The sequence below is a fragment of the Arthrobacter sp. YA7-1 genome (assembly GCF_025960325.1).
In the GTDB taxonomy this organism is placed as follows: Bacteria; Actinomycetota; Actinomycetes; order Actinomycetales; family Micrococcaceae; genus Arthrobacter; species Arthrobacter bambusae_A.
Window position 1 is genome coordinate 3094534 of record NZ_CP110114.1, and the last position, 19610, is coordinate 3114143.

19 protein-coding genes are annotated in these 19610 nt (G+C 62.4%); 8 read left to right on the top strand and 11 right to left on the bottom strand.

The annotated features are described in order from the left end of the window. Position 1: 1 nt before the first annotated feature. The 3 genes from OIT41_RS14450 to OIT41_RS14460 all read right to left on the bottom strand — a co-directional run bounded on the left by OIT41_RS14450 (position 2) and on the right by OIT41_RS14460 (position 5031). Complete coding sequence (locus OIT41_RS14450) at positions 2-931, bottom strand: ABC transporter permease (protein ID WP_059387472.1); 930 nt, start codon at positions 929-931, stop codon at positions 2-4. Positions 932-1064: 133 nt separating this feature from the next. Further along, positions 1065-2747 (bottom strand): peptide ABC transporter substrate-binding protein, encoded by a 1683-nt coding sequence (locus OIT41_RS14455; RefSeq protein WP_241710021.1) that lies wholly within the window; start codon positions 2745-2747, stop codon positions 1065-1067. A 436-nt stretch (positions 2748-3183) separates the two neighbouring features. Then, positions 3184-5031 (bottom strand): ABC transporter ATP-binding protein, encoded by a 1848-nt coding sequence (locus OIT41_RS14460; protein ID WP_241710022.1) that lies wholly within the window; start codon positions 5029-5031, stop codon positions 3184-3186. 79 nt (positions 5032-5110) lie between these two features. On the opposite strand from OIT41_RS14460, the gene OIT41_RS14465 reads away from it, so the two are divergent. Then, on the top strand, positions 5111-5737 hold the full coding sequence (locus tag OIT41_RS14465) for a PH domain-containing protein (protein WP_241710023.1): 627 nt from the start codon (positions 5111-5113) through the stop codon (positions 5735-5737). 24 nt (positions 5738-5761) lie between these two features. Here the strand turns inward: OIT41_RS14465 and OIT41_RS14470 are convergent, their stop codons facing one another. From OIT41_RS14470 to OIT41_RS14480, 3 genes are all read right to left on the bottom strand, one after another. Beyond that, positions 5762-6856: an ABC transporter permease gene (locus OIT41_RS14470; protein ID WP_078108281.1), complete on the bottom strand. Its 1095-nt coding sequence runs from the start codon at positions 6854-6856 to the stop codon at positions 5762-5764. Next, positions 6853-8394 (bottom strand): ABC transporter permease, encoded by a 1542-nt coding sequence (locus tag OIT41_RS14475; RefSeq protein ID WP_241710024.1) that lies wholly within the window; start codon positions 8392-8394, stop codon positions 6853-6855. The genes OIT41_RS14470 and OIT41_RS14475 overlap by 4 nt, the downstream gene beginning before the upstream one ends. 176 nt (positions 8395-8570) lie before the next feature. Next, on the bottom strand, positions 8571-10349 hold the full coding sequence (locus OIT41_RS14480; RefSeq protein WP_241710025.1) for an ABC transporter family substrate-binding protein: 1779 nt from the start codon (positions 10347-10349) through the stop codon (positions 8571-8573). A 368-nt stretch (positions 10350-10717) separates the two neighbouring features. Between OIT41_RS14480 and OIT41_RS14485 the strand changes: the two genes are divergently transcribed. Then, on the top strand, positions 10718-10924 hold the full coding sequence (locus OIT41_RS14485) for a hypothetical protein (RefSeq protein WP_078108278.1): 207 nt from the start codon (positions 10718-10720) through the stop codon (positions 10922-10924). Between the two features lie 83 nt (positions 10925-11007). Here OIT41_RS14485 and OIT41_RS14490 read toward each other — a convergent pair whose 3' ends face one another. Together OIT41_RS14490 and OIT41_RS14495 are read right to left on the bottom strand one after the other, a co-directional pair. After that, positions 11008-11424 (bottom strand): hypothetical protein, encoded by a 417-nt coding sequence (locus OIT41_RS14490; RefSeq protein ID WP_264636668.1) that lies wholly within the window; start codon positions 11422-11424, stop codon positions 11008-11010. A 157-nt stretch (positions 11425-11581) separates the two neighbouring features. Further along, on the bottom strand, positions 11582-13348 hold the full coding sequence (locus OIT41_RS14495; RefSeq protein ID WP_241710027.1) for a GNAT family N-acetyltransferase: 1767 nt from the start codon (positions 13346-13348) through the stop codon (positions 11582-11584). Between the two features lie 84 nt (positions 13349-13432). Here OIT41_RS14495 and OIT41_RS14500 point away from each other — a divergent pair, with 84 nt between their 5' ends. Continuing rightward, entirely contained in the window at positions 13433-14212 is a 780-nt protein-coding gene (locus OIT41_RS14500; protein ID WP_241710028.1) for an alpha/beta fold hydrolase, read from the top strand. Between the two features lie 13 nt (positions 14213-14225). On the opposite strand, the gene OIT41_RS14505 is transcribed toward OIT41_RS14500, so the two are convergent. The 3 genes from OIT41_RS14505 to OIT41_RS14515 all read right to left on the bottom strand — a co-directional run bounded on the left by OIT41_RS14505 (position 14226) and on the right by OIT41_RS14515 (position 15420). Continuing rightward, positions 14226-14738, bottom strand: coding sequence for a DUF1877 family protein (locus OIT41_RS14505; protein ID WP_241710029.1), 513 nt, complete (start codon positions 14736-14738; stop codon positions 14226-14228). 111 nt (positions 14739-14849) lie between these two features. Beyond that, positions 14850-15152 (bottom strand): HigA family addiction module antitoxin, encoded by a 303-nt coding sequence (locus OIT41_RS14510; RefSeq protein WP_241710030.1) that lies wholly within the window; start codon positions 15150-15152, stop codon positions 14850-14852. Continuing rightward, positions 15139-15420 carry a type II toxin-antitoxin system RelE/ParE family toxin gene (locus tag OIT41_RS14515; protein WP_241710031.1) on the bottom strand — a complete coding sequence of 94 codons (282 nt, stop codon included), beginning with the start codon at positions 15418-15420 and terminating at the stop codon, positions 15139-15141. The genes OIT41_RS14510 and OIT41_RS14515 overlap by 14 nt, the downstream gene beginning before the upstream one ends. A gap of 178 nt (positions 15421-15598) precedes the next feature. Here OIT41_RS14515 and OIT41_RS14520 point away from each other — a divergent pair, with 178 nt between their 5' ends. From OIT41_RS14520 to OIT41_RS14540, 5 genes are all read left to right on the top strand, one after another. Continuing rightward, on the top strand, positions 15599-16291 hold the full coding sequence (locus OIT41_RS14520) for a histidine phosphatase family protein (RefSeq protein ID WP_241710032.1): 693 nt from the start codon (positions 15599-15601) through the stop codon (positions 16289-16291). Between the two features lie 23 nt (positions 16292-16314). After that, positions 16315-16869 (top strand): DUF3090 domain-containing protein, encoded by a 555-nt coding sequence (locus OIT41_RS14525; protein WP_241710033.1) that lies wholly within the window; start codon positions 16315-16317, stop codon positions 16867-16869. Continuing rightward, a complete protein-coding gene (locus tag OIT41_RS14530) occupies positions 16869-17636 on the top strand; it encodes an SCO1664 family protein (RefSeq protein ID WP_241710034.1) in 768 nt (255 codons plus the stop codon). Before OIT41_RS14525 ends, OIT41_RS14530 begins: the two co-directional genes overlap by 1 nt. A 230-nt stretch (positions 17637-17866) precedes the next feature. Next, positions 17867-18607: a hypothetical protein gene (locus tag OIT41_RS14535; RefSeq protein WP_241710035.1), complete on the top strand. Its 741-nt coding sequence runs from the start codon at positions 17867-17869 to the stop codon at positions 18605-18607. Between the two features lie 290 nt (positions 18608-18897). Further along, a complete protein-coding gene (locus OIT41_RS14540) occupies positions 18898-19605 on the top strand; it encodes a hypothetical protein (RefSeq protein ID WP_241710036.1) in 708 nt (235 codons plus the stop codon). Positions 19606-19610: the final 5 nt, after the last annotated feature.

Here is a 19610-nt window from a genome sequence, read left to right on the forward strand (position 1 = left end):
TCTACTTTTCATAGCGAATCCTGGGGTCAAGCCAGGCGTAGAGGAGGTCGACCAACAGGTTGGCGGCAACGAAGACCAGTACCAACACGCTGACAATGGCGACGACGGTGGGGCCTTCGCTGCGGATCACGGCTTGGTAGAGCTTTTGGCCGACGCCGGGCACGTTGAAGATGCCTTCGGTGACGATCGCACCGCCCATCAAGCCACCCAGGTTCGCGCCCAGGTAGGTGACCACGGGAATCATGGAGTTTCGCAGGATGTGGGCCAGGACCACGCGGGGTCGGGAAAGGCCTTTTGCGGTTGCGGTGCGGACGTAGTCGGCGTTCATGTTTTCAATGACCGAGGCGCGGGTCAGGCGCAGCACGTAGGCAAAGGACACGAGGCCAAGAACCGTCGCCGGAAGGATCAGGGTGCCCCAATCCGCGTTGGATCCAACGGTCGGCTTGGCCCAGCCGAGCTGCACGCCAACGACGAGCTGGAGCACGAAGCCCAGGACGAACGTCGGGACGGCAATGACGACGAGGGAAGCGACCAGCACGGTGGAGTCGAAGATCTTCCCCTTGCGCAGGCCGGCAATCAGGCCGAAGGCCACTCCGAAGACGGCCTGGATGGCAAGGGCCTCGACGGCGAGCATGGCGGTGACCGGGAAAACACGGCCAAGGGTGGCGGCGATTGGCTGGCCGGTGAAGTCCACCCCTAGGTTGAAGGTGAAGAGGTTCTTGAGGAACAGCCCGTACTGGACCCAGAACGGCTGGTCGAGGTTGTATTGCTGGCGCAGCGCGGCAATGACGGACTCGCTGGGCGGCCGGTCGCCGAACAGGGCGCGGATGGGGTCGCCCGGGAGGGCAAAGACCATGAAGTACACGAGCAGGGTGGTTCCCAGGAACACGGGGATGACCTGCAGCAAACGCCGGAGGATGTACTGGGTCACAGCAACGGTTCCTGGACGCTCTTGGAAATATAGGGATTCATTGGGGACAGCTTTCGTGCCGAATCAAGGCATGGGGGCCCGGTTTGTGGCCGGACCCCCATACGCTAACGAGCTTGGAACAAGTCCAGAAGGACTATTTTGCGGTGATGTTGTAGTACAGCAGGACGCCGTTCCAGCCGGAGTCGACGTTGCTGACGTTCTGGCTCCATACGGCCTGGCGGGCCTGGTACCACAAGGGCAGGTTCGGAAGGTCCTTGAAGAGGATTTCCTGTGCCTGGGTGAACTTCTTGTTGGCGTCGTCCGTGGACTTGGATGCAAGGCCCTCGGTCAGCAGCTTGTCGAAGTCAGGGTTGCTGTAACCCTCGTAGTTGGCGCTGGCACCGGTCTTCAGCAGCGGGCCGAGGAAGTTGTACAGCGACGGGTAGTCTGCCTGCCAGCCTGCGCGGGTGAAGCCCGGGAGGGTCTTCGCCGTGCGGAGGTTCAGGATCTCTGCGAACTTCGCAAACGGCTGGCCTTCTGCCTGGATGCCGAGGTTGTTCTTCAGGTTGTTGGCAACAGCGTCAATCCATTCCTTGTTGCCACCATCGGTGTTGTACGCGAGCTGGAGAACCTTGCCGGCGGGCCACGGGCTCATGGCGTTTGCCTTCGACCAGAGGTCCTTGGCCTTCGCGGCGTCGAACTTCAGGACGTCGGAGCCGGCCACGTTGTCGTTGTAGCCGTCGATGGACGGCGACGTGAAGTCCTTCGCCGGGATGCGGGTGCCGTTGAAGACGACCTTGGTGATCTCATCGCGGTTGATCGCCATGGAGATGGCCTGGCGACGCAGCTGGCCGGCCGGTCCCTGGAACTCAGGCAGGTAGTTCGGGATGTTCAGGGTCGCGTTGCCTGCGTAAGCCTTGTTCAGGTTGTGGTCCGGGAAGTCCGTGGTGTAGGTCTTCAGGGCGTTCGTCGGCAGGACGTCGGTCACGTCAAGGTTGTTGGCCTGGACGTCCGTGTAAGCCGGAGCCGGGTCGGTGTAGAACTTGAAGGTCACGCCACCGTTCTTGGCCATACGGTTGCCCTGGTAGTCAGGGTTCTTGACGAGGGCAATCTGGCTGTCGTGCTGCCAGGCACCCTTCGCGGCCATCTTGTATGGGCCGTTGCCGATGGGGTTTTCGCCGAAGGCCTTCGGGTCCTTCAGGGCGTCAGCCGGAAGCGGCATGAAGGCGGAGTAGCCGAGGCGCTGCGGCCAGTCGGCTTCCGGCTGGGCCAGCTTGACCGTGATGGTCGAATCGTCCTTGAGCACGAGGCCGGACATCGTCTGGGCGGTCGGTGCGGGAGTCGACGTTGACTTGCCGTCCGCGCCCTTGGTCGTCTTTACGGCGCTGACTGCGTCGTAGCCTTCGATGGATTCGAAGAAGCTGCTGCTGGCCTGGGCGTTGGTGCTCAGGGCTGCGAAGTTCCAAGCGTCAACAAAGCTCTTGGCAGTAACTGCCTCGCCGTTGGTGAACTTGGCGCCCTTCTTGACCTTGATGGTGTAGTTCTGGCCGTCAGTCGTGTCAATGGACTCCGCGAGTGCGTTCACGGACTTGCCATTGGCGTCGTAGCTGGTCAGGCCTTCGAACAGGAGGTCGACAACGCGGCCACCGTACACCTCGTTGGTGTTGGACGGGAGCAGGGGGTGCTGGGGTTCATTGCTGTATGCGGTGATGATTTTGTTCGGATCGCCGGCAGCGGTTGCTGCACTGCTTCCGGCGCCGGCGCTGCCGCATCCGGTGAGGGCAAGTGCGGCGACTGCCAGCAAGCCAAGAGCTTTGGAAGTGCGCGAAAAACGCATTCCGCCTCCTATGGATTCAGGGGGATGGGTCAGGGCAACTCATAGCTGCCCCCGGGGCCAGGCACAGAAATATCCTGTGACGCGGCCTACATGGATGTGTAATCCTAACCACAGCTTGTCCGAAATATGGAATCCCATTGGCGTGAAGAACGAAGTGTGCAGTTGACAGTTTTAGTAATGAAGCAGTCATTTCACGTAAATGAAGCAGTCATTTCACGCAATGAGCCCTGCGTTGCTAGACTCGACATGCCTGATCCCTGATTTTCCCCGGAATGTTGGGCTATTTATGGCACCCCAAAGGGGTACAACAGACACACCCGGCGCCTCAAACAAACACAAGAACACCCACGAAAAAGAGCCCCCGCCGCCTATGGCGACGGAGACTCTCTTGCGGTTGCGCCGGTCGGTTCGTGCCGCCGGGAACGCCTCCGGATTGCTACTCGATGCCCGCCGCCATGAGCTGCGCGCGCAGTTCCCGACGCTCGCGCTGCTTCTCGGGGTCCGGAAGCGGCACCGCGGCCAGCAGCCTCTGCGTGTAGGGCTCCTGCGGATTGCGGAGGATCTGTTCCCGGGTGCCTTGCTCCACGATCCGGCCTCGCTGCATCACGCAGATCCGGTCCGCGAGCACATCAACCACGGCGAGGTCGTGCGTGACGAACAAGCACGCGAACCCCAGCTCCCTCTGCAGGTTCTGGAAGAGTTCCAAGACCTTTGCCTGCACCGAAACGTCCAGCGCCGACGTCGGCTCATCCGCGACCATGAGCTTGGGCTGCAGCGACAGCGCCCGGGCAATGCCGACGCGCTGCTTCTGGCCGCCTGACAATTCATGCGGATACCGGTTGCGGTAGCCGCGCGGCAGTTCCACCTGGTCCAGAAGGGTCTCAATCCGTTTCTGCAGATTGACGCCCTTCGCCACCCCCGCAAGGAACATCGGCTCGCCGATGCTCTCACCGATGGGCAGCCGAGGGTTCAACGACGACGACGGATCCTGGAACACCATGCCGATGTCGCGCCGCACTTGGTGCAGCTGCTTTCCATTGCGCTTGGCGGCGGAAATGTCCTGCCCCACCACCCGCATGCTGCCTTCGGCTACGGGCAAGAGCCCGACGGCGGCGCGTCCAATGGTCGTTTTGCCCGAACCGGACTCCCCGACGAGACCCACCACCTGACCGGGGTAGATCACGAGATTTGCCCCCTCGACAGCACGGAACGCCGGGACCCTGCCCTGCTTGGGGTACTCGATGGCCACGTCGACCAGCTCAAGCACCGGTTCACCCTTGGGCCTGGACGCTTCTTCCGCCGCTGCCTTCAAAGCAGTCTGGTTCTCGCGCTCCCGGCGGACCAGCTCGTCGTGATCGACCGATTCCAGCTCGGCGTGGGTTGCCGCGGCCAATGCCGCGGTGACGTCGACGTCGGTGCTGTCCGCCCCCTGTCCCAGGTGGGGAACGGCGGCCAGAAGAGCCTGCGTGTATTCGTGCTGCGGGTTGCTGAAGATTTGTTGTGCAGTGCCGCTCTCCACGATGACGCCCTTGCGCATCACTGCGATCCGGTCGGCGAGGTCTGCCACCACGCCCATGTCGTGCGTGATCAGGACGATTGCGCTGTCCAGCTTGTTGCGCAGGTTGCGCATCAGATCCAGTATTTCGGCCTGGACCGTCACGTCCAACGCAGTAGTGGGTTCGTCTGCGATCAGGAGCTTGGGATCGCAGGACAATGACTGCGCGATCATGGCCCGTTGCCGCTGGCCGCCGGAGAGCTGGTGCGGATAGGACTTGAATGCCTTCTCCGGATCCGGAAGTTCCACCAGCTCGAGCATGCGCACGGCCCGCTTCCTTGCTTCATCCGGGGAGATCGAGTTGTGCAGCCGGAGCGTCTCGACGATCTGCGCACCCACGGTGTACACAGGGTTGAGCGCGGTCATGGGCTCCTGGAAGATCACGGCGACGTCCTTGCCCCGGACCTCGCGGATGTTGCCCGACTTTTCGCCGAGCAATTCCTTGCCCGAAAGCTTCACACTTCCCCGAACGCGGCTGTTGCTGGGCAGCAAGCCGAGCAGGGCCATGGAGCTGGCGCTCTTGCCGGAACCGGACTCACCGACGATGGCGAGGACCTCGCCGGCCCTGACCTCGTAGTTCAGTCCGATGGCGGCAGGAACCCATTTCTTGTCTACGCCGAAGTCGACGCTGAGATCGCGTACTTCCAGGACCATGGCCCCGCGCGTGCTCCTGTCCGACTCGGTTTCGAGCTGGGTAGCCTCCGGTTCGGGGCTGGCGTTGTCAGTCATGTTGGGTCTTCCCTTCCACCCGGGCCACCCTCCAAGGGGTGATTAGTGAAGTAGCCCGGAATCCTGAATTATTAGGGGCATGAGCAGAGAGCCGTATGCCGGAAATGTCGAAATCTTCAAGGCCCGCACCAGCAAGTTGTTTGCTTGGATCTGCTGGGCCGTTGCGGTTTTCGGAGTGGTGGTCACGCTTGTGGCAGGCGGGCCGCGGGCCCTTCCGGGAGCCGCTCCCCTGCTCTTCGTAGCGTTCCTTGGCTGGTTGCTCTTCTGGCGCCCGGTGGTGGTGGTCCGGGATTCCGGCGTCGCGCTGGAGAATCCCTACCGGACCATCGATGTTCCGTGGGACGCACTGGTGCAAGTTGATACCCGCTACGCCCTCACGCTGGTGACGCCGCGCAAGAAGTACCCGGCGTGGGCTGCTCCCGCACCGGGAATCTGGGGCGGGCGCAATGCCCGCCCCGAACACCTCAAAGGACTCCCGGGCACCACGTACGGCCCCGGCAGCTCGGTTCGCCCCGGGGACCTCAAGAACACCGATTCCGGTGCCGCTGCAGTCCTCGTGCGCACCCGCTGGCAGGACCTCGTGGAGGCCGGCCGCGTGGAACCCGGCCGGGCCGAGGACGCCCTGGTGACGGTCGCCGTCGGATGGTTCCGGATAGCGGCCACGGTGGTCCTGGCCGCGGCCAGTTACTGGGCGGTCTTCCTGTAGGCGGTTTTCCCGGACAGGTCGCACTCAGCTGCCTTTCGAGGCATCGGCAACCGGCGCCGTCGTGCTGGAGTGGCTTGTGGTTTCGACGGCGCTCTTCGCTTTGAACTTCTTCTGCCGCGGATCGAAGGCGTCCCGCAGGCCGTCACCGATGAAGTTGATGCTCAGGCAGATGAGGATGATGAACAGGCCGGGGAACCAGAACAGCCACGGCCGTGTGGCGAAGGCTTCCTGGTTCTGGGCAACCAACAGGCCCAGCGAAGTGTCGGGAGCCTTCACGCCGAGACCCAGGTAGCTGAGGGCGGTCTCCAGCAGGATCGCCGCGGACATCGTCAGGGTCACGTTCACGATCAACACACCGACGGCGTTGGGGAGGATGTGCTTGAAGATGATCCTTGCGTTCGACGCTCCGGAGATCCTGGCTGCGTCCACGAACTCCCGCTCGCGCAGGGTCAGGAACTCTCCGCGGACCAGGCGGGCGAGGCCCACCCAGAGGACGAAGCCGAGGAAGACGCCGAGAATGACGACGCCGTTGTTGGAAGCAAAGCTTGCAATCCAGCTGCCTTCATCCCTGCGGTTGGCAATCTGGCCAACCACGGCCGCGAGGAGCAACACCGGGATGATGATGATGACGTCGGTGAGGCGCATCAGGATGGCTTCCACCCAGCCGCGGAAATAGCCGGCAAGGCCACCGACGATTGCGCCGACCGCCCCCGCGATGGCACCAATCAGGACCATGACGGTGATGGACTGCTGGGCGCCGCGCATGGTCATGGCAAACAGGTCGCGGCCAATCCGGTCCTGGCCGAACGGGTGCTCGCCCCAAGCAAGGGGCCACAACGACGACGTGGGGACGCCATCATTGACGAGGGGCGAAACATCCGTGTGGTTGTACTTCCACCACCCGGGTATGCCGAAGGCACCCACGGAAGTGAAGGCGAGCAGGAAGATCGCGGCGAACACTGCGAGCCCGATCAGGGCTCCGGTGTGGCCAAAGAACCGTTTGCGGACAATCTGGCCTTGGCTGAGGCCTCCGGTTGCTTCGCTGCCGGCCTCGGCGCCTGCGGCTTCGGCAAGCGCCTGTTGTGCCAGGATTTCTTCCTCTTGGGTTGGCTGGCTCATGCTTTGATCCTTACGCGTGGGTCGAGAGCGGAGTACGCGAGGTCCGCTACGAGGTTGAAGACCATTGCGGTGATGGCAACGCACAGGAAGACACCCATAACCGGGTTCACGTCCGAGCGTTGCAGTCCGTCAATGAACAGGAAGCCCATGCCACGGACGGAAAACACCGATTCCGTAATGACTGCGCCACCGATCAACGCGCCGATATCGAAGGCTACGATCGTCGCGATGGGTATCAGGGCGTTCCTGAATGCGTGGCCCATGATCACGGACCGTTCGCTCAGGCCCTTGGCCCGCGCCGTCCGGATGTAGTCCATGTTCATGATTTCCAGCATCGACGAGCGCGTGAATCGCGTGTAGCTGGCCAGGGACACCAGGATGAGGGCGATGGTTGGCAACACGAGGTGGGTCAGCGTGTCGGTGGACATGATCCAGAAGTCACCCTGAATGTTCGGGGTTCCTGCACCGATGGTGGCGATGGGGCGTCCGCGAACCCTGCTGTTGTTGAAGTACGACGGCCACGCTTGCATGAAGCGGTCCATCACAACGAGCGCTCCCACCAGGAAAGCGGTGATCGCGGCGGCACGCATTGACTGCCCGCGGTCGTAGCCGCCCATGAAGTACCCGACCGCCAGTCCAACAAGGATGGTGGCGATGGCAAGCAGGAAAATCATGAGCCCGGTCGCATCGTTGAGCAACGGTTGGACCGCGAAGTAGGCGATCACGCCGATGCCCACCACGATCAGGCTTGACTGGAGGGCCTTGCGGTTCTTGAGTCCTGAAACCAGGACGGTGACTCCGAAGGCAATTCCCACTCCAAGAATGGCAATGACGACAGGGCCCAAACCGGGATTGCGGAACCACTGCGTGAGGGAGAAATAGAAAAGGATGAGGGAGACGGCCACAAAGACCGACCCGCCGACGATGAGCCGGCGTTTGGCCGCGCCGCCGACAACCACGGCGCCGATAACGCCAAGGACGGCACCGATCCCCAAAGCGACGGTCGGCGGTATTTCCGGATTTCGAAGGAAGTCGTTGAAGCCGATGGCGCCGAATTCCTTCAGCAGGACGGCAACCCAGAAGATCGGCAGCGAGAAGAAAAGGAACGCCATGAACGTCACGCCGTAGTCCAGCGCGCTGTACTGGCGGAGTGCTGTGACGATGCCGAGGGAAATGCCGATCAGGATGGCCAGGATCGTAGCGCCCGTGACGAGCGTGAGCGTTTGAACCAAGGCAAAGCCGAGAGCTTCGGTAATGGGCTGCCCGGCGATGTTCTTGCCGAGGTTGCAGGCGTTTCCGAACGGCACAATGCATTGGGCCGCACCGCCGAGCCACTTGAAGTAGCGCAATGGCGGTGGCGTGTTGAGGTCAAGCAGATCGATGCGGGCATCCATCAGCGCTTGCCGGTTCGGCGCGCTGCTGGCCCGGAACTCGGCCAGGGGATCTCCGGACGACGCTGTCAGGAGATACACCAGGAACGATGCTCCGAGAAGAATGAACGCGGCGGTAATCAACCGCCGGACTATATAGGTCAACATGGTGAGGAACCTCGAAATCCAGGCCCGGGTTCGCCGGCGCCCATCGCAGAATCGTGCCCGTTCCCTGGATGAGGTTGTGGGAAGCGGACAATATGCCGGTGCACCAACCAAGGCGCCGGGACCATGATACGTCGGTCCCGGCGCCTTGGCTGGTAATTTAGCTCAGCGAGCAAGGTTTACTTCTGAGCCCACTCCCAGAAGTTCCACCAAACGCCCGTCTGGTTCGGCATGAGCTTCACGCCGGTGATGCGGTCGCTGTAGGCGTCCACGTTCACTGACTGGAAGAGCGGAAGACCATAGGAGCTGTCCCAGATCTTCTTGTCGATCTGCTTCTGGAGGTCATCCTGCTTGCTGCGGTCGGTAGTGACCACGAGCTGCTCCATCAGCTTGTCCGCGTCGGTGTTGCTGAACTGGTTGAAGTTGTTTCCACCGTCGGTCTTGAAGATCTGCGGAACACCGGACACGCCGACACCCGGGTTGATCCAACCGAAGATGGTGGCGTCATAGCCGCCCTTGCCCAAGGCCTTGCCCCAGTCAGAGGCGCCCAGGCCGCCGTCGACGATCTTGAAGCCGGCCTTGGTGGCGGATTCGCGGATCAGCGAGAAGGCGTCAACACGGTTCGGGTTGTCCTTGTTGTACATGATGCGGATTTCCGGAGTAGCACCGTTCAGGAGCTTCTTGGCACCATCAATGTCCACGTCCTGGAAGGCCGAGGAGCCGTTGTTCTTGGCGGAATCAGCGTACGCAGCCTGCTGGGGTACGAAGATCTGGGAATCCAGCGGCTTCGCGTTCGGGTCAAGCTTGCCGATGATCTTGTTGACGATGTCCTTGCGGGGCACGGTCTTCATGAAGGCGGTACGCACATTCTGGTCGGCCAGCGGGCCCGAGAAGTTCAGGTCCAGGTGGTCGAAGGCCAACTGGTTGCCCTGGTCGACGGTAACGCCCTGGCTGGAGAGTGCCTTCAACTGGTCGAGAGTGTCAGCGGAAGCCTGCGGGGCAATGATGTCCGCCTCGCCGTTCTTGAGGGCTTGGACCTGGGCCGGTGCCGAACCGATGTACCGGACGGTGATTTCGTCAAGGTTCGGAGTCGGCCCCCAGTTGTAGTCCTTGTTCCGGACCATGGTGAGGGACTGGTCCTGGTTCATGCTCTTCACGATGTAAGGACCGTTGGAGAGGAACAGGGTCGGGTCCGCGGGAAGCGTCTTCGTATCGAAGCCAGTGTTCCACATGTCCGACATTGCCTTCAGCTTCGGGTCCGTCGGAAGTGGCGCCTTGGAGTTTCCGCGCGGCTTGCTCTTGAAGAAGTCAATCAGGGCCTGGGTGTCCTTCAGGCCAGCCTTCTGGGCAAGGACGTGTGCAGGAACGTCAATGCCGGGACCACCCAGCACGATCTCCCAGTCGGCGAACGGCTTGGAGTACTTGAGCGTGAGGGTCTTGTTGTTGTTGCTGATCTCCGGGAAGTCCGTCAGGCTCAAGCCGGTGTTGTCACCGGCGTAAGAGAAGTAGGACGTACCCGTCTTGGCCTTGGTGTCGGCGTCGTCGTAGTAACCGGAGAAGGCTGCCCACTGCAAGAGGAGGTCAGCTGCGGAAACCGGAGTGCCGTCAGACCACTTCACGCCATCGTTAATGGTGTACTTGACGGTCAGCGGGTTGTCCGAGACCTTCTCCATCGTGCCGAACTTGTCGTTGTGAACGACGTTCAGCTTGTTGTCGATGTAGTAGAAGCCCGAGTGCGTTGCGTAGCTGATCTTGGAGTTGATATCAGTGTTGCCATCGGCTGTGTTGGGGTTGAACGTGTTGAAAGCGTTGACCTCGACCACAGTGGCCGTGCCACCCGTCTTGGCAGCTGCTCCGGTGGATGGGGTATTGCCACCGGAATTGCCGGCACAGGCGCTCAGTGCCATTACGGCGATTGCCGCAATACCCACTGCTTTGGAAGTACGTCCGAAACGCATTCCGCCTCCTATTTTTTTGAGTGGAAAAAGCCGGCGCTGTTGACTCCGGCAGACTGCCACAACCCCCTCAGCAGGCTTGTGGCTCGTCTCACATGAGCAGTAGCCTAGCGCCCGGAACGGATGTTTGGGTCGAAAGTTTCCCGCCGGTAAAGTTTGTTATCGAGATGCAATCATTCAAGGACGTCCAAGTGGTTTCTTGATCCAAGGCAACATGACATGGGCCCCGATTCAAGGCGATTCGGGGCTTATGTCAGTTAATTCTCCATCACTGAACCCTTCAGGGCAGGAACTCCGGCGTGGGTCCGCATGGGCCGCTGGCAGGGTGGAGGGGGTATCCAGGCCTCGCCCCGGGGGCTACGTTGAGGTGCATGGGCGAGAAATTCACTTATGAGGGCGGTCCCCGCGACAAGGAACGCAGCGAGGGCGAGGTATCGGATTTCCCGGAGATTCACCCAGGCGGAGAGTACCAATGGTCCGGATTGGCGCACGGCCAACCGCTTGGCGATGAACCCGCCGGAGTGTCCGACGACGGCGAGCGCGCCACCGTCGTCTGGTTCCCGAAAACAACCGGTTAGTCTCGCTTTCCCCCGTATGCAGGCCTAGTCTTTTCTCAATTCACTGGTCTATTTGGGGGAATCATGGTCTCAACCCGTTCCATTCAGCGTGCCGTCATCGGCGCAATCGTCGGTTTGGCTCTGGCCGCGTGCGGCGCACCGGCGTCGGAAGTGCGCCACTTGCCAAGCGAATCAGCGGTGGCCACAGTTACGGCGTCGCCAAGCGAAAGCGTCAATGCGGCATTTTCTTCGTCGTCGCCTTCTCCTGAGGCCCCCACGACGGCGGCCGCTGCTCCGCCGTCGGCGACGCCGGTCGCCGTCGTACCAGCGCCCGCCGCACCAGCCCCGGCTGCACCGGCACCCGCAGTACAGGCGCCCGCAGTACAGGCGCCGGCGCCTGTTGTACCAGCCGCACCAGTGGCGCCCGCAGACCCTGGTCCCGCTGCCCAGCCGCCCGCAGCGCCGAACACGGTCCAAGGGATAATCCCCGGAGCCTTTTGCCCTAATGCCGACGTCGGCATGCAAGGGATTGCGGCAAATGGCCGGAGCTACGTCTGCGGCGGCAAGGGCGCCGACAAGAACGGGCACTACCACTGGAACGTGTAAAACGGCTGCCGTCGGTCGCAGGGCTGGAACCGTAGTCACGCCGAACCCACCAACGACGCGCAGGCGCGGTGCCTATATACGCCGTTTCAGCCCGACGTGTGCCGTCCGATACCCGAGCCGGGTGTAGAAGGCTCGGGCCCGTTCCCGTGCTTCGTCGGTGGTCACTTGTGCTAGTTGCGCCCCACGCGCACGGCCAAAATTGTGGGCCCACTCAAGCATCGCGGCACCCAAGCCCTGTGAACGTTCCGCGGCAGCAACTCGAAGTCCTTCGATCTGTAGTCGGGAAGAACCACCCCGGGAAAGTCCTGGAATGACGGTCAATTGCATCGTGGCAACAATGCAATCGGAATCATTGCGGACAACCCCCAGATAGTTGGAGCTGTCGCGAACAACCAGGTTGTAGGCCGCCTCGTATCGTTCGAACTCGGCGCACTCCCGATCCGGACCGAACTGATCATCCGACAGCAGCGCGGCGATGGCTTTAACATCATCGCGTCTCGCCCGTTCCAGCCTGAAGGTCCGGCCAGCCACGCGCAGAAGTCCTCGAACCGAGGACCGCGCATCTGACTGCAAGCGAGCGACCAGAAGATCAAGCCATCCGCCGACGCTGATCCGGGCCTCAACGGTGTCAGGATAGCGACACCTCAAATGCAACCCGGTGTCGTCCAGGATGAACCACAGCATGACGCCGTCCGTGTCGATTGTCGCGCTCACGTACTGGGCGTCGAGTCCGACGGAATCGATTCGCACAGGCAGCCTGCGCAGGTCCAGCCAGGAGATCGCGAACATCCCGGGAGCTACCGGCATGCCGCCCCATGGAGCCAGGACGTCCGCGAGGGGCCATGCGCCAAGCTGTACGGCCTCTTTGACCGCGGCCGCCGCGGCGAGCGGCTCGGCGACCGCAGACTCAAGTACCGAATTAGTGATGAACCATCCGACTGAGTCATGCCATTTGTCGTCGAAGCGGCTGTGCACGGGAAATACGGCTCGCAGCGGGGTTCCCGCCAACTCTCGGGTCACCGCGGTCATCGCGACAACGGCGAGTGCAAGCGTCGAGACACCGTCGTTGCGGGCTTGCGCCGCGAATGCCGCACCGTCGTCGAGATCGAAGACATCGCGAACTTCCACGCGCTCGCGCTGAGGATCGGGCGCACCCAGGGGCAGTGGGAATTGCGGCATTGCGCCGCCGCTGTCCCCGATGATTTGTTCCCACCGGTGGCGCACGTGGTCCGGCGCCGGTTTCCGGTCCAGCAGCGCCTGGGTGTGTTCAACAAACGCCGGCGCTGGCTCGGGCAACAGTTCACGGCCGTCGCTCCCGGCGTCGAGGGCTGACAGCAGGTCGCGCGCGATCACCAGCATCGACCACATGTCCACATGTGCGTGGTCGGCCGCGATCACAACGGTGATTCCAGCGGCAGTCTCCAAGACGCACAGCCGGTGTGAGGGGCGTTGGTATGGGGAGCAGGCCGCATCGAGGATGTCCCGCACCGCCTCATTGACGGCCTGGCCGGGAGATACCTCATGCTCCACCCAGGTTCCCGGACCAATTTCAATTTCGTGAAGCTCCGGATCGCCGTCCGCGCCGGGCACGAATGCCGTTCGCAGAGTTCCGTGACGGCCGACGACGGCCAGCCAGGCATCGGCAATTGCCTCACGACCAGTTGGTGAAGGCAGCCGAAAAGACATTGCCATCCAGGATCCGCGCCGGTCGCCGGCCCCGACATGGAGCCGCTGGTCAAAGGACACCGGAAGACGACCGCGGAGCGCAGACACGCTGACGTCATAGCCCCAAAGTCGTCCGAACGGTAGGCGCAGGTGCGTGACGTTGGTCAGGCGCATGGCAGTATCGTATCGCCCCAGATAGCCTGAATGCTCAACGCGGCCGCTCCAAGTGCCGCGGCCAGTGACGAAACGAGGAGCTTGATGCCCACTTTCGAGGTTCCCGGCGCCGAGCTTGCGGTTGCTTTGAGCGACGAATGTGGGCATCCGATTGTCCAACTGCATGGCCTCACCTCAAGCCGCGCGCACGATCGGGTTCTCAACCTCGACCTCGGCCGAGGGCTCAGTGGAACCCGGCTGCTGCGGTACGACGCACGCGGCCATGGCCGGTCGACAGGGCGGAAGGTCCCCGAGGACTATCAGTGGCAAAACCTCGCCGACGACCTCCTGCGGCTGCTCGATCACTGGTTCCCCGGCGAACGTGTCCACGGAGTCGGTCCCTCCATGGGTACCGGCACACTCCTGCACGCCGCTTCCCGCGAGCCGGACCGCTTTACCGGGCTCACTCTCATGGTGCCGCCCACTGCGTGGGAAACCCGAGCTGCGCAGGCTGCAAACTACCGGGTTGCCGCGGCGCTTATCGAGTCTGTTGGTGTCGAGGCATTCCTCGCCACCACCCGCGGAACAACACCACCGCCGGCCACGATTGGTGCTCCGGAGACCGTGCCCGACGTCCCCGATGCCCTCTTGCCGTCGGTATTTCGGGGCGCGGCACTCAGCGATCTGCCTGCTCCTGAGGCCGTCGCGCGAATCGATATCCCGACGACGATCCTGGCGTGGGTTGATGATCCGGGCCACCCGCTGTCAACCGCGGAATCCCTTGCCGCGCTGCTTCCCCAAGCAACACTGACGGTCGCCCGCACCCCGGACGATGTCGAAACCTGGCCCAATATCCTGTGCCGAGATATTGAACGTTGGGGCTGAGACTGGATGATCGTTACCCGATCAGGTAGACCATGCCGCGCCCCTCGTCGGCGAGATTGGCGGCGAAGACCCGAGCGAGTCGAAGATAGCCAACGGCATACTCGACGTCAAGGTCCCGATCGACACGTGGCGAATCCGGCAACCGCAGCCTCACCTCCGCATCAGAGATATCGTCCAAGTCCTGAGCAATCGTCAAAACCTCGGACGGAGTCAAGGCCCTTACCCACGGGTCCCAACCGTCGCCATGCATGGTCACGTTCCCTTCAAACATACGAAAAGCGGGTCGCGCCGCCATGGCCTCCCCCATTGGGGCCGTGAGAACCTGTAGATGCCGCCACGCCTTGTCCAGATAGAGCATGTCGCGCTCAGATATCAATTGCTCGAAGGTGGTACCACTGGTCCCGATACCAGGGTCAAGGCCCCAAGCATCAGCAAGCGGATCGACCGACACGAAGGTCATCGGGTCGGAAAGCACCCGTTCAGTGAGGTCGCCGTCGAATGCATATGCGTAATATCTGATTCCCATTCACCAAGTATTGCCAAAGAGCAAGCCGCGCAGGACGGTTGAGTTGCGCTATGTGGATAATTCGCGAGATGCACTGTACCGGCATGTCGATGACCAGCCGCACCGATTTGTTCACGCGATCTTGAGAGGCGTGATGGCCGCGATCTGCCCAGCCGCACGATCTTCGGCAACGTCGAGATCGTAATGCGTCTGCAGGTTGAGCCAGAACTGAGCCGACGTTCCAAAATACTTGCCGAGACGTAGTGCCGTGTCGGCTGTGATCGCACGCTTGCCGTGCACTATCTCATTGATTCGGCGCGGCGGCACATGGATCGCCACGGCGAGCTTGTTCTGCGTGATGCCGAAACCCACAATGAAATCCTCCATGAGAACTTCACCTGGGTGAATCGGCGCAAGATAGTCAATGGTAGTCAACGATCTCCACCTCCTCTGGTCCAGCGTCTGTCCACCTGAAGCAGATCCGCCACTGGTCGTTGATCCTGATGCTGTATGGACCGGCCCGGTCACCTTTCAGTGCTTCGAGCCGGTTCCCCGGCGGAACGCGGAGATCCTCGATCGACTCCGCGGACCCCACCTGGCGAAGCTTGCGGAGGGCGGACCGAAGGATCCGTGAATCCATCGAAGCCACATGCTCACGACTCCACAGCCGTTCGGTGTCTTTGCTCCCGAACGACCTGATCATGACATCAGGATATAACGCACGGCGTTAATAACGCTAGACGTTAAATCGGGGCCTCACGACGCGTTCCGTCACAGGAAAGCAGGCGTCCGGCCGGCGAAGTCACCCCGGTATACACCGCGCCGGATGGACGGCGTAACTATCGGCGCCACCGCAGCGAGCGGACGGATAGGCTGGGTGGATGGCGACAGTTATTCTCGTGCGGCACGGCCGCACTACAGCCAATGCCACTGGCCTGCTAGCCGGACGGGCCGTCGGCGTCGGCCTGGACGACATCGGGCGCGACCAGGCGGCCCTGACGGGAACCCGTCTCGCGGCAGTGCCCTTGGTCGCGGTGGTGTCGAGCCCTCTTGAGCGTTGCCAGCAGACGGCACAGCTCATCCTCGATCGCCAGGCCGGCACGCCGTACGCGCCGGTCGAGCCCGATCTCACCGAGTGCGATTACGGCCAGTGGCAGGGCCGCACGCTCAGTGATCTCGCGACCGAGGATCTGTGGCCGGTCGTGCAGTCCCAACCGTCCGCCGTCGTCTTCCCCGGAGGTGAATCCATGGCCGCGATGCAGGCTCGGTCGGTGGCCGCGATTCGACGCCACGATGCAGCCTTCGAAGCCGAGCACGGGCCTGGAGCCGTGTGGGTGGCCGTGAGTCACGGCGACATCATCAAGTCAATCCTCGCCGACGCGCTCGGCATGCACCTTGACCTGTTCCAGCGTCTTACCGTGGGCCCCGGCTCCGTATCGATCGTGCGCTACGGCGCTAGCCGGCCCAGCGTACACGCGACAAACACCGACGCGGGTGATCTGTCATGGCTGTCAAACGGCGTCCACTCTGGCGATGCGCCGGTGGGCGGCGGAGCGGGACGGCAGGCGCCATGAACCCCAGGCTTTAGAATACTGACATGCCTACACGTGTTCACGAGTTTGCCTGGCCTGATCGGGTCGTCGTCGGAACCATTGGCCTTCCAGGGGCGCGCACGTTCTACCTGCAGGTACGGGCAGGGACGCAGGTCGTAAGTATTGCCTTGGAGAAGCAGCAATCGGCTCTGCTCGCGGAGAAGATCGACGAAATTCTCGACCAGCTCATCACCGTGGAGGGCAACCCCTTCAGCGTTCCCACGAGTACTCCCATCGAACTTGTCGACAATGATCAGCTCGACGCCGTTCAGGAGCAGTTTCGCACCGGCGTCATGAGCCTAGGCTGGGACCCAACCACGGCCCAGGTGGTACTAGAGGCCTACCCCATCGCCGATGTCGATGCTGATGAAAGCGACCCGTCGCTTGATGAGGACGGCGCTGACGAGACCGAAATGCTCCTGGTGCGCATGCCGGTCGGCACCGCGCGCGCGTTCGCCAAACGCACCCGTGAGATCGTGGCCGCCGGGCGTCCGACGTGCCCGCTCTGCGGTTACCCGATAGACCCCGACGGGCACTTCTGTACCCTCCCCGAGGTCTGATGCCAGCGCCGGACCTAGTGACCGCCGAGCTGACGCTCACCGGCCGCATCACGACGGCTTCAAACGCTACGTTTCTGGGCAGCATAGGCGACGTGGCGGTTGTCTATAAGCCAATAGCCGGCGAAACCCCGCTGTGGGACTTTCCCCATCGCACCCTAGCTCTCCGGGAAGTGGCTGCCTACCTGGTCTCGCAGGCTTTCGGCTGGGACATCGTGCCGCGCACCTGGCTGCGCGATGGTCCGATGGGCGAAGGAATGGTGCAGCTCTGGCAGGACCAAGACCCCGCGCAAAACGCCGTGGACCTGGTCGAAACGGACCATGTGCCGGAGACGGGCTGGAAACCCGTCCTTGAGGGACAAGATGCGAACGGACGGATGGTCACCCTCGTTCACGAAGATTCACCAGCGCTCAGACGCATGGCGGTGTTCGACGTCGTCGTCAACAACGCCGACCGCAAAGGCGACCACATTCTTGCCATGACGGACGGACACCGGCACGGCGTCGACCATGGGCTCACCTTTCACCGAGACCACAAACTGCGCACGGTGCTGTGGGGATGGTTGGGAGACCCTCTGACAGCCGAGGAACTGGACGGCATCGATCGTGTCAGCGAAGGACTGCGCGGTGGGCTGGGCCGAAACCTGGCGGACTTGCTCAGCGCCGAAGAAATCGCATCGCTCGCCGCCCGCTGCGCCCGGTTGCGCTTGGCAGGGCGGTTTCCGGCTCCGAGCGGTGAGATGTCCGCGGTGCCTTGGCCGCTGTTCTAAGGGATTTGGGCGACGCCGAAGGCGCCACGACACGCTTTCCCGCCCTGGCAGGCCGACGCTGCGGGCGTGTGTTGTCCAGGCGGAAAGAAACCCGGCCAGACTTGTTTGGTGAGTCGGCAGCCGCGGCACCACGTACCCAGCCTGCGCCCAGAGTGGACGAATAAGGTAGTGGGGCTTACATGTCTGCGCAATGAACCGGCAGACACGAACCGCATGTGGAAGGACACCGAATGGCAAAGCCCACAACGAAGTCACTGAAAACCCGTATCGGAATCGGAGCGGCCGCCGTAGTGGCCGCCGGCGCAATGGCCACCGTCGGCATCGGAGTAGCAGCAGCCTCGCCGTCCGCCCCGGCGCCGTCCGCAACCGCAAGCCCGTCGGCCGGAGCCAAAACCGGCACCCACGCAGGTGCAGGGAATCTCGGCGCGTTCCTGCGCCTCAATGCGAACAGCCCGCAGGCTGCCGGGGACCGCGCCGCGAAGGCCGCCACCGCGCTGGTGAACCACTCGAAGGTTTTCTCCAAGCTTCCAGCCGCCTTGCAGGCGGACCTGACGACCCTCAAGAACGCCGCCCCGGCTGACCGGGTGAAGGACGCCGTCAAAATCAAGACCACCGCCCTCTCCGGCGGATACGGCGCCGACATCCAGAAGCGCGCCGAGAACCTGCAGAAGACCGCCACCGGGACCGCAGGGCTGCGGCAGGAATTGCGCACCGCCCTGGCTTCTGCCAACCCGGGCGCCGGCATGCAGAGGATTGCCGACCAACTCATCGGCCACCCGAAACTCTTCGCGAAGCTCCCGGCCAACCTGCAGTCGGATCTGAAGACCCTCAAGGCCGCCGCCCCGGCTGACCTGGACACCCAGGCCAACAAGATCAAGGACACTGCGCTGAACGGCGGATACGGTGCCAAGATCCAGAAGGCAGTCCAGTCGCTCGAGAAGAAGGCCTCCGCCGCGGCGCCCGCGGCCTAACGGGCCGCTCCATTTTCCGGTAAAGTGCCGCGCACCTGATCCTCCCGACAACCACAAAGGGTCCCCGCATCCGCGGGGACCCTTTGTGGTGGAATCACGGCCGAAACCAGGAAGACCCCCCGGTCTTCATTCCAGTCAGAGTGAATATGATTGCAGTAATCCCCTCCCTCGTCATCGCAAATCACCGTGCGGGTCTTACGTATTTGGCTTAGGCCAGCAACGGCGCGGAACGTGTCGGCGGCCCTTTGTGGCACGGTGGTCGACCGGCTTGCGGGGGTTCTGGAAGCCGGATGAGTAAGACCGCCGCACCGCAAATTAACGACCATCCGGCAACCGGACGGCGTGAGCCTCGGGTACCGGGCCACGTTTATCTGACTCTGGCGTTTGCCGGTCACGCCAGTTTCATGTGCCTTGCCCAAGTAGAATCCTCCGTGGAAAGAGCGGGGACGGCCTCCGTCGGCAGAAAGGGCACGGACTACATGAGCCAAGAACCGCAGCGGCTGACCGAGGAGACATCCGAGCGGCCCGACCTGCCACCACGAGCAACTCGAACCTTTGCCTTTTCGTGGCATAAAGCAATGAGATCACGGCATTGGCGCTTTTGGATGGGACTTTTCGAGGCGGTATCTGGATTGTTCATGGGAGGGGTTATAGTGCTCGCTTCCATCCCGGTCATCGGGCAAATACAGAACCTAAGGGTTTCAGAAGTGCAACGCCAGGCAGGATGGGTTGCGTCCATCATCGCCATAATCGTGGCCTTCAGCGTGGTGGCCATTGCTGGCGTGATCATCGGAGTCTGGAATCTGGTAACCATAAGGAGTACGGCAAGCTCACCATTGGTCGCGGCCATTTTTGTTTCCGCAGCGTCAATCGTGCTGCTGATGTTCTTCTGGGGCGAACCGTTCGATCCAATGAAAATCTCATTCGTCCTCTTGCACGTGCTGTTAAGCGTTTGGACCGCCGGAATCCTTCGGCTAACGAAAGACCTCGTTCCGTAACGCTG